Raw genomic sequence first — 14,451 nt, forward strand, 5'->3', positions numbered from 1 at the left:
AGCCGGCTGCGGCCCTTACGCGGCAGCCGGCTCCCGAACATTCTGGAGCATCGAATGAGTGCAAGCGAAGCTTTCATGCGCTGGCGGTATCGCCTCATCCCCGATCATGTGGTGGGCGAGATCCTGTCGAAGAACTGGATCGACAACGCCATTCCCATCATTTTTCTCGGCGTCGCCGTCGCGATCTTTTCCACCATCCTGCCGGGGGTCATGACCACTGGCAGTCTCGCCATCCTCGCCCGGGTGCTCGGTGAATACCTGTTCATTGCCATGGGCATGACGCTGGTGCTGAAGGCCGGCGGCATCGACCTCAGCGTCGGCTCCAACTTCGCCCTGTGCAATTTCGGCGCGCTCTATCTCGTCAATGCGCTCGGCCTGCCGCTGATCGTCGTCATCCCCGCCGTGCTGTTTTTGGGCGGTCTCGTGGGCGCGGTGAACGGTTTCCTTGTCGGTTACCTGCGGCTGCGCGCCTTCCTGACCACGCTGGTGACGCTGATCCTCGTGCGCGCCATCGTCGAGCTGCTGTCGCTCAAATACAGTGTTGCCGCCTCTTATTCGACGACGCCGGTGCCGCAATGGGATTTCCTCGGCGCCGCCGACATTCTCGGTGTGCCCTTCAGCCTCGTCGTCGCCGGCGTCGTGGCGGTCGCCACCCATATCCTGATGACGCGCATGCGCTTTGGCTGGCATCTGAGCGCGGTCGGCGGCTCGCGCCGCTCGGCTTTCAATATCGGACTGCCGGTGAAGCGGATCGTGGCGCAGACCTATATCTTCAGCGGTGTGTTCACCGCCGCCGGTGCGCTGTTTTATGCCTCGCGCCTCGGCAGTACCAGCGGCACCGTCGGGGTCGGGCTGGAGATCATCATCCTGACGGCGGCGGTTCTGGGCGGCAACAGCCTTGGCGGCGGGCGCGGCTCGGTGGCCAAGACGGTGATCGGCACGATGATCGTGGTTCTGGTCTCGAACGCGCTGATCCGCATGGGTCTGCGCACCGGCGCGAGCGAGCTGGTGCTGGGCAGCATCATGCTGGGCGCCGTGGCCATCGACGTGAAGTGGATGAAGAACCGCCTCAAGGTGCTGAACAAGGCCTATGTCTCGCCCACCTTCCTGTCGCTGCCGCCGAACCCGGAGACGCGCGAGGGCTCGGGCTCGGTCTATGAGGTCAACAACAAGCTGGGCGATGTCGGCGTGATCGGCAAGGGCGAGCTCGACGGCCCCGAAGACGTGATCCTCGACGAGGACGACAACCTCTATTGCGGCAGCCGTCACGGCGATGTCGTGCGGTTCTTTGCCCCCGATTACACGCGGCACGAGGTCTATGCCCATATCGGCGGGCACCCGCTGGGCATGGCGTTCAACAGCGATCAGGAACTGGTGGTCTGCGTCGGCGGCATGGGGCTCTACAAGATCACCCGCGACCGCGAGGTGGTGAAGCTCTCGGACGAGACCAACCGCTCGCTGCTCTCGGTGATCGACGATTCCCGCATGCGGATCGCCGACGATCTCGATATCGCGCCGGACGGGCGGATCTTCTTCTCCGAGGCGACGATCCGCTACAACACAAGCGAATGGATGCTGGATGCCATCGAGGCGCGGGGCAACGGGCGGCTCATCTGCTACGATCCGCGCGACGGATCCTCGCGCACGGTGCTGTCGAACCTCAAGTTCCCGAACGGCATCTGCATGACCGATGACGGCGAGTCCTTCCTCTTCGCGCAGACCTGGGATTGCAGCATCACCCGCTACTGGTACGACGGGCCGAAGAAGGGCAGGCGGGAAAAGATCATCCCCGATCTGCCGGGCTATCCCGACAACATCAACCGCGCCTCGGACGGCCATTTCTGGTGCGGTCTGGTGGGGATGCGTTCGCCCACCTTCGATCTGGCGCTGCGCATGCCGCAATACCGCAAGCGCATGGTCTATCGCGTCGCCGCCGATGAATGGATGTATCCGAACATGAATTTCGGCTGCCTCATCAAGTTCGATATCGACGGCAACATCCTTGAGGTGCTCTGGGACCGCGAAGGCGCGAAACACCCCTCGCTGACCTCGATCCGCGAGCACAAGGGCAAGCTCTATCTCGGCGGTTTGTTCAACGACCGGATCGGTGTCTACGACATCCCGGGCGCCGACCCGACCTGGACCGGGATCAAGCATTACTGGGGAGGGAAGAAAGATGGGTAATATAATCTCCCGCTATTTCGACCGTCTGCGCGGCAGCGGCGAGGCGGCGATCACCCTGCCGCCGATGGACGGCGCGCTGCGTCCCAACAACCGCATCGAAGAGGCCGCGCTCGTGGCCTCTGTCGAGGCGCCGGACAATCTCGTGTCGCACGAGGGCAGGGTGCTGTTTTCCAGCGGCGCGGGGCTCTGCGCGCTGGGGCCCGACGGCCAGGTCGAGGATCTGGCAGCGGCCTCCAGCCCGATCAGCTTTCTCGCCAGCCATGCCTCCGGCGCGCTGGCCATGGGGCTCGAAGAGGGGCGCATCGACATCAAGGGCGGTGCCCATAACGGCAAGTCGTTTACCGCACTGGGTCAGACCCAGATCATGGCGCCGAGCGCTGCGGTCTTTGCCGATGCCGATACACTGCTGATCTGTCTGGCCAGCCAGCGCAACGTGCTCGCCAACTGGAAACACGACCTGATGACCTTCGGCACCAGCGGCTCGGTCTGGTCGCTCGATCTCGGCAGCGGCGAGGCGCGTTGTCTGGCAAAGGGTCTGGCCTTTCCGAGCGGCATTGCGCTCGGCGCGGGGGACGCGCTTTTCGTCTCCGAAAGCTGGCGGCACCGGGTGCTGCGGCTGACGCCCGACGGCACGGTTGCCCCGGTGCTCGACGAGCTGCCGGGCTATCCCTCGCGGCTCGTGCGCGGGCCGGGCGACGAGATCTGGATGTGCGTCTTTGCCCCACGCACCCAGCTTATCGAGTTCGTGCTGCGCGAGAAGGAATATCGCGAACGCATGATCGCCGAGATCGAGCCGGAATACTGGATCGCGCCCTCGCTGCATTACCCCAGCTCCTATCTGGAGCCGATGCAGGGCGGCGGGCTCAAGCAGCTGGGCGAGCTCAAGCCCTGGGCACCGTCGCGTTCCATCGGGCTGGTGGTGTGGCTCGATGCCGAGGCGCAGCCGGTGGAAAGCCTGCATTCGCGCGCCGATGGCCGCCGCCACGGCGTCACAAGCTGCCTGGCCGACGAGGCGGGGCTGCTGATCGCATCCAAGGGCGGAAACGCCATCCTGAGGGCAGAGCAATGAGCGTAGTGGCGATGGACCGCCAGCCGCTGGTGGAAATGCAGGGCGCGACCAAGGAATACCGTGGCGTCCCGGCCATCCGGAATGTCGATTTCAAACTGGCCGCCGGCGAGGTGCATGCGCTCTTGGGCGAGAACGGTGCCGGCAAGTCGACCCTGACCAAGATCATGGCCGGGGTGACCGAGCTGACCTCGGGCACGATGCTGCTCGACGGGTGCCCGGTCTCGTTTGCGACGCCGGGCGAGGCGCTGGAGAACGGTATTGCCATGGTGTTCCAGGAGACCAGCCTCGTGCCCTCGATGACGGTGGCGCAGAACCTCTATCTGGGCGAGGAAAAGCTCTTCAACCGGTTGCGGGGCATCTATATCGCGGCGCAGCAATTCATGCAGTCGCTCAATTTCGACGTGGACCCCTGGGCCGATGTCGCCACGCTCGGTGCCGCCAAGAAGCAGATGGTCGAGATCGCGCGGGCCGTCCGGCAGAAGGCGCGGGTGATCATCTTCGACGAGCCCACTGCGACGCTCACGCCCGAGGAGAAGCGGCACTTCTTCAACCTGGTGCAGCAGCTCAAAAGCCGTGGCGTCGCGGTGATCTTCATCAGCCACGCGCTGGAGGAGGCGCTGGCCATCGGCGACAGCATCTCGATCCTGCGCGACGGCGAACTGGTGGCGAGCGGCCCGGTCGGCGATTACGACCGCAACTCCATCGTGCAGGCCATGGTCGGGCGCACGCTCTCGGAAGAACTCTACCATTCCCATGGCGAGGACGTGACCCGCAGGCCCGGCAAGAAGGTGCTCTCGGTGCAGAACCTGTCCATGTCGAAGGTGGTGAAGAACAACTCTTTTTCGGTCTATGGCGGACAGATCACCGGCATCTTCGGCCTGATCGGGTCGGGCCGGACGGAGGCCGCCAAGGTGATCTCGGGCATCTACAAGCGCGATTTCTTCCATGGCGGCGAGGTGCGGCTGAACGGCAAGCCGGTGCGCTACCGCACGCCGCGCCGAGCGGTGAAGGACGGCATCGTCTACGTGACCGAGGACCGCAAGATCGAGGGCTTTTTCGAAAGCATGTCGATTGCCGACAACATCCACCGCGCGGCGCAGGCGGCGAATGTCAGCTCGGGCGTCTTCGTGAACTATGCCGAAGTGAAGGAGATGGCGCGCGAGTGGAGCCGAAAGCTCAACATCAAGGCGATCAACTCCAATGCCCGGGTGATCGAGCTGTCGGGCGGCAACCAGCAGAAGGTGGTGATTGCGCGGGCGCTCGTGCAGAAGCCCAAGGTGGTGATCTTTGACGAGCCGACGCGGGGGGTGGATGTGGGCGCCATCGCCGAGATCCATCACCTCATCAACGAGCTGGCCGATCAGGGCATCGCCGTTGTGGTGATCTCGTCTTACCTGCCGGAGATCCTCAACATCTCCGACCGTATTCTGGTGTCGCGCGCCGGGCGCGTGGTCGAGGAATTCACCCCCGAGGAAGCCACCGAGGAACGCATCATGTTCGCCGCCGTCCACTAAGCGGGCCTCTCCCCCCTCTCGGCCCGTGGCGCCCGGTGTCTGACACGGCATCGGGCGCCTTTATGCTTGAGGGGCTGCCAGGGGCATGTGCAGCGATGCCTCCCGGCGTGACAGGATCGGGCCGGGTGCGCGGGCCCTCATATCGTGATGCGGTTCCGGTACGCACCCGGCCGATGGGCGGCTCGGTCAGATCCGGCATGGCGGGATCGCATTGCGGTTGGGTGATACCGTGTGAGGCTTGTTTGCCCGAAGCATGTGTGCATTATTCCAAGATGATTCTTGGAATAATGGCTGTTCATCTGTGACGGCACGCTCACGTAAGGATATCACATGCACATAACAGACGCTTCCGGGCAGTCCGACGCCAACTGGCCTGCGGTATTTTCCGTCTCCTTCGCGATGTTCTGTCTGGTGACGGCGGAGCTCCTGCCCATCAGTCTGCTGTCGCCGATGGCCGCCGACCTGGCCGTCTCGGTCGGCGCTGCGGGACAGGCCGTGACGCTCACCGCGATCACCGCCGCCGTCGCCAGTCCTCTGTTCATTCTCGGGGCCGGACAGGTCGACCGGCGACCGCTGGTCCTGGGTCTCGTTGCCACACTGGCCCTGTCCGGTGTGCTCTCGGCGACCGCAAGCAGCCTCTGGATGCTGCTTGTCGCGCGCGTTCTCCTGGGTGTCGCGCTCGGCGGGACATGGGCAATGATCACCGCGCTCGCGCTCCGGCTGGTGCCGCAGGACAAGCTGGCACGGGCCATGTCGATCATCCTGACCGGGGTTTCCGCCGCGAGCGTCGTGGCCCCGCCCGTCGGCGCATATCTCGGCGATATCTGGAGCTGGCGCGGCACGTTCATCGTCGCCGCCATTCTGGGAGTCATCGCTGTGGCGGCGCTTATCGCCACCCTGCCGAAGCTGCCTCCCGCCGAGGCGCCGGGGCTCTCCTCGTTCGGCATCACGCTGACCCGTGGCTCGGTTCTGGCGGGGCTTGTGGCGATCTTCCTCGTCCTCTCGGGCCATTATGCCGGTTTCACCTATATCCGTCCGTTTTTCGAACAGGTCGTCGGCCTTCAGATCCATACCATCTCGCTCGCGCTGTTCCTGTTCGGCGCCGGTGGTGTCGCGGGGAGCATGATCGGCGGCATCTGGGCGTCGCGCAGCGCGTCTCTTGCGGCGGGCGGTTCGGCGATTGTGGTGATGCTTGCCGCCGGGGCGCTCATGCTCGCGGCTACGACCTTGGCCTTCGCGGCGACGGCGATCTGGGGCTTTGCCTTCGGTGCATTCTCTGTGGCGATTGCGACCTGGAATGCCGAGGCCGCACCGGACCATGCCGAAAGCGTCGGTGCGCTTCAGGCATCCAGTTTCCAGATTGCGATTGCGATCGGGGCAGGCATGGGTGGGATTGCCGTTGCGGCCTACGGGCCGGCGGGTGTGCTGATCTATACCTGCGCGGCGGCGCTGGGGGGCGCTGCCCTCATTCTCACCGCCGGATTTCGGGCGCGCGGGCGATAGATAAATGAGACGTCCCCGGAAACGTCCCGGGGCTGTCTCGTTCGTGGTGCCTTTGCGCACCCGAATGAGCGAGGGCAGATTGGTGGCGATGTGCTGGTGGAACAGTATCAGCACGATCTGGCCGACCAAAGGACGAAGGGCGGGACCATCACCAGCGTCAGCAGCGGCCATGGAGGTATCTCGGCGCTGGCCATGATATCTTTGTGCCCACCGGCTGAAAGACCATGCGGACACCGAGGCGGCGATAGATTGAGGCGCCGATGTCGGGCCGGAGCGTTGCAGCCTCCTTCCGCCTGACTATGCTTTTGCAGGACCGCCGCCGCGAAACCGGCCCGGTCGGAGCCGTGGCGCGATCCGTGCCGGCGGCGCCAAGCGCATCGCAACGAAGGATCTTGCCCGAAATGGACGTTACGACATCACCGGAGCTTTCGGAGCTTCACGACCTGCATGTGGGGATCTTCGATCTCGACGGGGTGTTCCGCCACAAGCTGGTCAGCGCCAAGAAGGCCGCGAAGCTGATCGACCGTGGCTACAGTTTCTGCGATGTCGTGCATGCTTGGGATAGTGCCGAGGTGCAGTGGGAAGACGACCGGACTTATATTGACCGCCCCGCGACGATCTTTCCCGAGACTCTGCGGCGCTGGCCCTTTGGGTCGGGTGCCGGTGTCGCCATCGCCGATTTCACAGGCGCCTATGGCGAGAATTCGCCCCGAAACCACCTCCTGCGGCAGCTCGAAAAGGCGGATGCGATGGGGTTCGGTGTGACCGCGGCCTTCGAATACGAGTTCTTCCTGCTCGACGAAACCGCCGATACGCTGCGCCGGAAGGACTATCGCGACCTGGAATTTTTCGCCAAGGCCAACCGGACTTATTCGCTTCAGTCCGCCGCCGCACATGCGGATCTGTTCGATGGGCTGCGCGCCTGCATGCAGACGCTGGATATCGGCCTGGACAGTCTGCACACAGAGCTCGGACCGGGATGTTTCGAGGCGCCGCTGGCGGCGGCTACCGGGGTCAAGGCGGCGGATGATGCGGCGCTGTTCCGGAACTTCGCCCGCGCCTATTTCGCCCGCAACGACCTGACCACCGTCTTCATGTCCAAGCTCGATCCGGAGCTTTCGGGTCAGTCCGGGCATTTCCACATCTCGCTTCAGAAAGACGGGCAGCCCGTGTTTCACGACCCCAGCGCCTCCGATGGGCTGTCGCAGATCGCGCGGCAGTTCATCGGCGGGCTGCTCGCGCTTATGCCCGAACTGCTGGTGATGACCGCGCATACGGTGAACGCCTACAAGCGTCTGGTGCCCGGGGCCTGGGCGCCGACATGGTCGAGCTGGGGGGTACAGAACCGCACCACCGCGGTGCGGATCATCAACGACTCTCCCGAGGCGACCCGCGTCGAGTTCCGCGTGCCCTCGGCGGATGCCAACCCGCATGCGACCATGGCGCTCTGTCTCGCGGCGGGTCTGTGGGGGATCGAAACCGGCGCGGAGCCCGGTGCGCCGCTCGACCGTAGCGCCTATGACGTTCTGCCCGACCGCGACACCCGCTTCCCGCGCGACCTGGTCGAAGCCACCGATCGCCTGGAGGCAAGCGAAACGGCGCGGGCGCTCTTCGGGGACGGGTTCGTCGACCATTTCGTCCGCTCGCGCCGCTATGAGGTGCAGGATTATCTGCGTCAGGTCACCGACTGGGAAATCAGGCGCTATCTCGAGCTGTTCTGAGCGCTGGCGGGCCGCCGTGCCTATTCCACCGGCCCGGTAAAGGCCAGCGCCCGCTCGAGCTGGCGGTCGAGCTTGGTCTGCTCCCGGCGCGTGGTGGCGTATTCGCGCTCGGCTCTGCTTTGCGCGGCGCGGCGGAGAAGGGTGAAAACCGGCGGCAGCGGAGCCGTGCGCGCAAGCCGCAGCAGCGTGGGGGCGAAGCGCGTAAAGAGCGTGTCCTCCAGGCTGACGATGGCCTCGGTCGAGCCATTGGCCCCCTGCCGGCCCGTGCGCCCGTAGAGCTGCCGGTCGATCCGGGCGCTTTCGTGGAACTCGGTCAGGATCACATGCAGTCCGCCTGCCGCGTCCACGCCCTCGCCGAGCCGGATATCGGTGCCGCGACCGGCGATATTGGTGGCGACGGTGATCGCGCCGGGTTGGCCCGCCTGCGCGATGATCTCCGCCTCCTCGCGGTCCTGCGTGGCGTTCAGCACCTCATGAGGCAGCCCCAGCGCCGCAATGGCCAAAGCGCAGGCCTCCGACGCCTCCACCGAACGCGTGCCGACCAGCACCGGGCGCCCCTCGGCATGCATTTCGGCGACCCGGGCCGCGACGCGCTGCCATTTCGCTTCGGCATCGCGACAGAACCGCGCGCCCAGATGGCGGGTGCGGTTGCGGCGGTGGCGCGGAATACGCGTGGTGAAAAGCCCGAACGTGTCGCGCAGCTCGCCGGCGAGCTCCATTCCGGTGCCGGTCATGCAGGCCAGCCGGAGATAGCGCCGGAAGAAGCGTTGATAGGTGATCCGCGCCAGCGTTTCCTTGCGGCCGGTGATCTCCTGCCGCTCCTTGGCCTCGATCATCTGATGCAGCCCGCCCTGCCAGCTGCGGTCCGGCATGACACGCCCGGTGAATTCGTCGACGATCTGCACCTTGTCCTCAAGCAGGACGTAGTCGCGGCCCAGTTCGAACAGATGCAGGGCCGAGAGCGCCTGCTGCGCCAGCTCCTCGCGCGCGCGGCGGATCCGCCAGATCCCGGTGAGCGCCGCGCAACTCTCCTCCAGCGCCGACTTGCCGGCGTCCTCCAGCACGATCTGTCGGTTCATCCGGTCGACCGTATAGTGCCGCCTTTCGCTCAGCGCGCGGGCAACCTCCAGCGCCGTGGCGTAGGTGTTGCCGGCCTCCGGGTCGTCGGCGGTGGAGGACAGGATGAGCGGGGTGCGCGCCTCATCCACCAGCACCGAATCCGCCTCGTCGACGATTGCGAAGGCCAGCCCGCGCAGCATCAGCGGCTGCGCTGCGTGGCCCGAGACCATCTCCAGCGTCTTGCGCCGGGCGCGTCCGCGGCGGCGGGCCAGCGCGATCCGGTCGCGCAGGTAATCGAAGGTCAGGTTGTTGTTGGACACATAGGCGATATCGCGGGCATAGGCCTGCTGGCGCGCGTGGGGGTCCATGTCGCTGTCGATCACGCCAACGGTAAGGCCGAAGAAATCGTAGAGCGGCGCGGTTTCCTCGGCGTCGCGCCCGGCGAGATAGTCGTTGACCGTGACCACATGCACCGGCTTGCCCGAGAGCGCGGCAACGATGGCGGCGGGGGTGGCGGTCAGAGTCTTGCCTTCGCCGGTGGCCATCTCGATCATGCGCCCCTCGTAGAGCCCGATGGCGCCCATGATCTGTACCTTGTAGTGCCGCTTGCCCAGCACCCGGGCCGAGGCTTCGCGCACGATGGCAAAGGCCCGGTCGATGGCGGCGGCGTCGGTGCCGCGCAGCAGGGCAGGGCGCAGCCGCTGTGCCGCGTCGCGCAGCTCCGCATCGCTCAGCGTCGCCAGCGCCGCCTCATGCCGCAGCACCCGCGCCGCCCGCCGGTCGAGCCGGCGGCGGGTTAGCGGCAGCCGCGCCGCCAGCCAGCCAAGCCGCCGTTCGAGCCAGAGATCTACCGCGTTGCCGCGCAGATCCGCCAGTTCCGGATATGGGCCGGTGCCGAGCCGCACCCGGCCAAGGCCGAGGAAACCCGCGAGCTCAGGCATTGAACTGCTTGAGAAAGAGCTGCCGGACGCGCCGCCAGATCTGCAACGCCGCCGGTTCGCTGCCATGATCGAACCGAACATAGACCCGTGTGCCGTAGGGGGCGTCCTGAGCGCTTTCGGGCAGCAGCAGGTCGAAGATAAAGGCCTGTTCCAGCAGAGTGGCGCCCTCGCTATCCGTCGGGTCGATGAGGAATGGACCACCGCCCGCTGTCGTCAGCACCGCCGCCGGCGCCTGCGGTGTGGCCTGCGGCACGTCGCGCAGCAGTTTTGCAGGGACGGGCCGGTCGAGATGCCCGGCGATCTTGAGTTCGACGCCTTGCAGCCGGTTGCGGACCAGCGCGATGTCTTTCTGCGGCACCAGCGCGCGCACCTGGCGCGGCCCGTCGGGCAGCACATAGGCGATGAGATCGCCCTCCGAGACATAGCGCGAGACCAGCTCGCGCCCGGGGAGAGCGGGCTGGAAAGTGCCGGGGATCGCGGCGCGGATCGTCAGTTCGGCGATGCGGTCGCGCTCTCGTGCGAGCTCGGCCTCTGCCTCGCGCAGTTCTAGCCGCGCCACCTCGGCGCTGCGCCGGTCCTGCACCTCGGTCGCGGTGAGCCGCCGCCGCATTTCCTCGACTCGCCACTCGAGTACCGCGATGCGTGCCCGCACGGTCGGTTCCTCCATCTCCGCGACCCGGTCCTGTGGCCCGACCCGCGCGCCCTCCGCCGCGATCAGATCGGTGACGAAGCCCTGTGTGCGGGCGCGCAGATGCGCCTCGTCCGGCAGCCAGACCACCCCTTGGGTGTCGGTACGCAGCGGCAGCGGGATCAGCAGCGCCAGTCCGAGCGCCACGCCGATGCTGCCGAAGGTCCAGGCATTGGCGCGCCGCCGCACCTTGCGCAGCGCCGGTGCGGTCATGACATGGCGGATGTTCTTGAAGAGCGGTTTCACCACCGCGTTGAACACCGACCAGATCGCCAGCAGCACGCCGAGCAGAAAGAACTTCTGCGCCACATAAAGCGCGATGCCGACCATGATGACGATGCGATAGACAAAGGCCGCCGGCGCGTAGAGCACGAACCAGGCCTTTTCGCCCGGCGTGGCCACCTCTTCGCGAAGCTGTTTCGCGCCAAAGACATGGCGCTGGACGATATGGCCCCAATACTTGTTCGCGCGATTGCCCAGATTGGGGATCTCGACGATGTCCGACAGCACGTAATAGCCGTCGAACTTCAGAAGCGGGTTGCCGTTCACCAGCAGGGTGGAGAGCCCACCCACCAGCACCACGTTATAGGCCACGGCCCGCACCATGCCAGGCTCTGCCGAGGCCCAGACGATCAGCGCCACGGCGGCGGCGAAGGTCTCGACAAAGATGCCGCCTGCCGAGACCGCCGCGCGGTGCCATTTGTTGCGAAAGGCGGCGGCGGCAGAGGCATCGACATAGGGCACAGGGAAGAAAACGAGGAACATCACGCCCATTTCCCGTACCTCGCCGCCCCGCGCGCGGGTGAGATAGCCATGCGCCAGTTCGTGGACCGCCTTGAGCAGCGGATAGGTGATTGCGGCGATCATCAGGTTCGATGCCGCGAGCATCTGGTCGGCGATATCGCGGGTCAGCGGCGCCCAGTTCATCGCGGCGGTGATCAGCCCCCAGCTCACCACAACGAGCCACAGCAGCAGGCCGAACCACCCGGTCAACGGCCGCACTGCCGGCAGCGTTTTGCGCAGGAACGCGTCGGGGTCGATCAGCGGCAGGCGAAAGCTCATCGGGTTGAGCATGTTCTGCTTGAGGATCTGCCGCGTGTTGCGGTTGTAGCGCTCCAGCAGGTCCGCCACATCGGGCGATCCGGCATATTGAATCAGGTCGTTCTGGTGCAGCCGCGACAGCAGCCGTATCACCTCGTCCTGCCCGGGGGCCTCCTCGTCATAGGCCTCCGCCAGCGACCGCCAGACCTCGTCCACGGTGCGGCCGCCATCCATCTGCCCGATGAGCATATAGGCCCCGGGGGAAAACCGGTGGACCCGCCCGGAGGCGTGATCGTGCAGCACATACCAGGGCCGGCCCCGATAGCGGTGCCGGTGCACCTTCACATGGCTGCGCAGGCGCGGCTGAAGGTCGGCGACACGGTACCAGATCGAGCTGAGGTAACTTTCCGCCATGTCACGGCTGCCATGTCCAGAGCGTGCGCTGCAGCCAGTCGACCAGCCGCCGAGACCAGACCCAGGAGAGCAGCTCGCGGCCCGCGTCGATCTTGGCGACGCCCTCCATCCCCGGGCGCAGGCCGGGCGGGGTGTCGCTCAGCCAGGCCTCGACGCGGAAGGTGTTGGCACTGTCGCGCAGCTCGGCGATGGGGGTGAGGCGCGTGGTTTCGAAGGGCAGGCCTTCGGTCGGCTGCCCTGCCAGCGCGAGCTGCCCGCTCTGGCCGGCAGCGACGAAAGGCAGGTCGCGCTCGTCGACATAGATGTCGACGCGATAGCGGTCGGGCGGGGCGATCTCGAACAGTACCTCGCCCAGCTGCACCGGCGCGCCCAGCTTCTGGCTGAGATCGCCCGAGACGATCATGCCGTCGATGGGCGCCACCAGCCGGGTGCGCGCCAGCTCCGCCTGCGCCAGTGCGAGTTGCGCCCGGGCCTGTGCGATCTGCGCCTCCAGCAGCGCCACCTGCGCGCGGTCGTACTCGGCCTGCGCCTCGCGCGATTGCGAGACCAGCCGGTCGATCTCTGAACGCCAGCGCAGCTCTTCGAGCCGTAGGTCGCTGTCGTCGAGCCGCACCAGCAGATCGCCGCGCGCCACGCTGTCGCCGGCGCGGCGCGGCGCCTCGTCGATGAAGCCCGCGAACGGGGCCACGACGCTGCGCATCTCCTGCCCGCGCAGTACCGCGTCGGCCTGCACGCGAAACGGGCCCGGCACGGTCGCGGCCGCCACGACCAGCGCCAGCAGCAGCACCGCAAGCAGTTTCCAGCTCAGATGACGCGGCCCCAACAGCACGCCCAGCACATGCAGCGCCGTATCGACCAGGCGCCCGCCGAACCAGCGGTTGTTGCGCTGCTTCATCTCGAGCACCGGGCCGATCAGCGCCGCGATGCTCTCGGCCATCAGCAGCGTGTCCTCGTCGAAGGGCGCGTCCGCGGCGCGCCGTTCGCAGGTCATCGCGCCGATCGGGCCGTCCTCGTCCGACAGCGGCACGGTGATCATGTGGCTGGTGCGGCTGGTGCGCACATGTTCCGCATGTGCCACCGACACGGCGCGTGCGATGGATGGTAGCGCCGGGTGGCTGACGCTCGCCTGCTGGTCAAAGGCCTCCTCCATCGCCGTCTCGATCCCCTCGGTCACCGCCGATCGCTTGCGGAACCAGGCCGAGTAGGACATTGCCAGCAGCTTGATCCGGGATGCGCTGCGGCGGCGCTTCACCAGTCCGATGGAGATCTGGTCGCAACCGAGCACGGTCTGCGCCTCGTTGACGATGGCCATGGCGGCGGCGGCCGGCTTGCGGTGCTCGGAGGCCACGGCGAGAATGTCGAGCGCCACATCGGCACGCCGCAGCATGGCCACGCCGTCCTTTGCCGCCGTCTCCCAGAGCTGCGCCGCCAGCCAGCCCGCCGCCCAGTGCATATCGCGCAGCGCGGTCTGCAATTCGGCATCGGCACAGCCGCGCAGCTCCATCGCGACGACAAAGCCGGCGGGGCCGTCGCCGGCGCGCACCGGGCAGGCGGCGTAGCTTACCGAGCCGTCGCCGGCGCGGCTGGTCGCCGGGCGGCCGCTGGCGATGGTCTTCTGTGCGATCTCGCCGAGCGCGGAGAGGTCGCGGCGCGGGTCGGGCACCACGGCGAGCGGCACATAGGCACCGGCGCCCGTATCGGGATGCAGCAACACCCCGAGTGTGGCGGAGGGCACGCGATTGACCAGCACCGCCAGCCAGGCGGTCAGCCGCGCGGTGTCGCTGCGGGCATTGGCAAAGGAGGACCAGAGGCTCTTTTCAAGGCCCAGCGGCGCCGGGTCCGAAGCGGCTCCCGCCGAGGATGGCGGCATGTCCGAGGCGCGTCCGATCGCCATTCAGCCGATCCTGTCTCAGTCGCCGAGCTTGCCGTATCTCGTCTCATGCTCGTCGATCAGCCGCACGAGCATGTCGCGCAGGCGCTTGGCGGCATGGGGCGACATGACGACCCGGTGTTCGAGCTTTACCAGAAGCTGCGGCGCGCCCATGTCCCAGCTGTCGTTGACGCCGAAATTGACCACTACCTCCTCGCGCGTCGAAGAGCCGTTGCAGACATTGCAGTAGCTGCTCTTGAGGGACTGCGTGTCGAATTTGACCTGGCTCGGCGGCACCGTCGTCTCACGTTTGCGCGGGCCGGTTCCGGTGCTGTGCTCGGTGCCGTTGCTGCCCTTGTCCGCCGCGGCGGAGTCCGCTGCCGGAGCCTTGTCTTCTGCGGTTTTGGCCATTGCGTCTAAGTCCTGCTGAAATGTACTGCGTCACTG

9 protein-coding genes are annotated in these 14,451 nt (G+C 66.5%); 5 read left to right on the forward strand and 4 right to left on the reverse strand.

The window, feature by feature from the left end; genetic code table 11:
* Positions 1–54: 54 nt before the first annotated feature.
* The 5 genes from I6N89_RS16565 to I6N89_RS16585 all read left to right on the forward strand — a co-directional run bounded on the left by I6N89_RS16565 (position 55) and on the right by I6N89_RS16585 (position 7,991).
* On the forward strand, positions 55–2,184 hold the full coding sequence (locus I6N89_RS16565; RefSeq protein WP_207019547.1) for an ABC transporter permease: 2,130 nt from the start codon (positions 55–57) through the stop codon (positions 2,182–2,184).
* Complete coding sequence (locus I6N89_RS16570; RefSeq protein ID WP_207019548.1) at positions 2,177–3,253, forward strand: hypothetical protein; 1,077 nt, start codon at positions 2,177–2,179, stop codon at positions 3,251–3,253. The genes I6N89_RS16565 and I6N89_RS16570 overlap by 8 nt, the downstream gene beginning before the upstream one ends.
* Positions 3,250–4,767 (forward strand): sugar ABC transporter ATP-binding protein, encoded by a 1,518-nt coding sequence (locus I6N89_RS16575; protein ID WP_236016681.1) that lies wholly within the window; start codon positions 3,250–3,252, stop codon positions 4,765–4,767. The genes I6N89_RS16570 and I6N89_RS16575 overlap by 4 nt, the downstream gene beginning before the upstream one ends.
* A gap of 330 nt (positions 4,768–5,097) precedes the next feature.
* Positions 5,098–6,270, forward strand: a complete 1,173-nt coding sequence (locus I6N89_RS16580; RefSeq protein ID WP_207019549.1) for an MFS transporter — start codon at positions 5,098–5,100, stop codon at positions 6,268–6,270.
* 401 nt (positions 6,271–6,671) lie between these two features.
* The gene (locus tag I6N89_RS16585; RefSeq protein ID WP_207019550.1) at positions 6,672–7,991 is read left to right on the forward strand and encodes a glutamine synthetase family protein; all 1,320 of its coding nucleotides are present in this window, start codon (positions 6,672–6,674) and stop codon (positions 7,989–7,991) included.
* A gap of 20 nt (positions 7,992–8,011) precedes the next feature.
* Here the strand turns inward: I6N89_RS16585 and I6N89_RS16590 are convergent, their stop codons facing one another.
* From I6N89_RS16590 to I6N89_RS16605, 4 genes are read right to left on the reverse strand one after another with little or no spacing between them, the layout of a single operon-like run.
* The gene (locus I6N89_RS16590; RefSeq protein WP_207019551.1) at positions 8,012–9,991 is read right to left on the reverse strand and encodes a translocase; all 1,980 of its coding nucleotides are present in this window, start codon (positions 9,989–9,991) and stop codon (positions 8,012–8,014) included.
* On the reverse strand, positions 9,984–12,134 hold the full coding sequence (locus tag I6N89_RS16595; RefSeq protein ID WP_207019552.1) for a PqqD family peptide modification chaperone: 2,151 nt from the start codon (positions 12,132–12,134) through the stop codon (positions 9,984–9,986). Before I6N89_RS16595 ends, I6N89_RS16590 begins: the two co-directional genes overlap by 8 nt.
* A 1-nt stretch (position 12,135) precedes the next feature.
* The gene (locus I6N89_RS16600; protein WP_207019553.1) at positions 12,136–14,028 is read right to left on the reverse strand and encodes an HlyD family efflux transporter periplasmic adaptor subunit; all 1,893 of its coding nucleotides are present in this window, start codon (positions 14,026–14,028) and stop codon (positions 12,136–12,138) included.
* Positions 14,029–14,043: 15 nt separating this feature from the next.
* On the reverse strand, positions 14,044–14,415 hold the full coding sequence (locus I6N89_RS16605) for a DUF3467 domain-containing protein (protein WP_207019554.1): 372 nt from the start codon (positions 14,413–14,415) through the stop codon (positions 14,044–14,046).
* Positions 14,416–14,451 lie beyond the last annotated feature (36 nt).

The sequence above is a fragment of the Salipiger abyssi genome (assembly GCF_017311415.1).
GTDB lineage: Bacteria > Pseudomonadota > Alphaproteobacteria > Rhodobacterales > Rhodobacteraceae > Salipiger > Salipiger abyssi_A.

What these genes read in the sequence shown, in the direction of transcription:
- I6N89_RS16565 (WP_207019547.1), top strand. Translation starts at nt 55, where the DNA reads ATGAGTGCAAGCGAAGCTTTCATGCGCTGGCGGTATCGCCTCATCCCC.
- I6N89_RS16570 (WP_207019548.1), top strand. Translation starts at nt 2,177, where the DNA reads ATGGGTAATATAATCTCCCGCTATTTCGACCGTCTGCGCGGCAGCGGC.
- I6N89_RS16575 (WP_236016681.1), top strand. Translation starts at nt 3,250, where the DNA reads ATGAGCGTAGTGGCGATGGACCGCCAGCCGCTGGTGGAAATGCAGGGC.
- I6N89_RS16580 (WP_207019549.1), top strand. Translation starts at nt 5,098, where the DNA reads ATGCACATAACAGACGCTTCCGGGCAGTCCGACGCCAACTGGCCTGCG.
- I6N89_RS16585 (WP_207019550.1), top strand. Translation starts at nt 6,672, where the DNA reads ATGGACGTTACGACATCACCGGAGCTTTCGGAGCTTCACGACCTGCAT.
- I6N89_RS16590 (WP_207019551.1), bottom strand. Translation starts at nt 9,991, where the DNA reads ATGCCTGAGCTCGCGGGTTTCCTCGGCCTTGGCCGGGTGCGGCTCGGC.
- I6N89_RS16595 (WP_207019552.1), bottom strand. Translation starts at nt 12,134, where the DNA reads ATGGCGGAAAGTTACCTCAGCTCGATCTGGTACCGTGTCGCCGACCTT.
- I6N89_RS16600 (WP_207019553.1), bottom strand. Translation starts at nt 14,028, where the DNA reads ATGGCGATCGGACGCGCCTCGGACATGCCGCCATCCTCGGCGGGAGCC.
- I6N89_RS16605 (WP_207019554.1), bottom strand. Translation starts at nt 14,415, where the DNA reads ATGGCCAAAACCGCAGAAGACAAGGCTCCGGCAGCGGACTCCGCCGCG.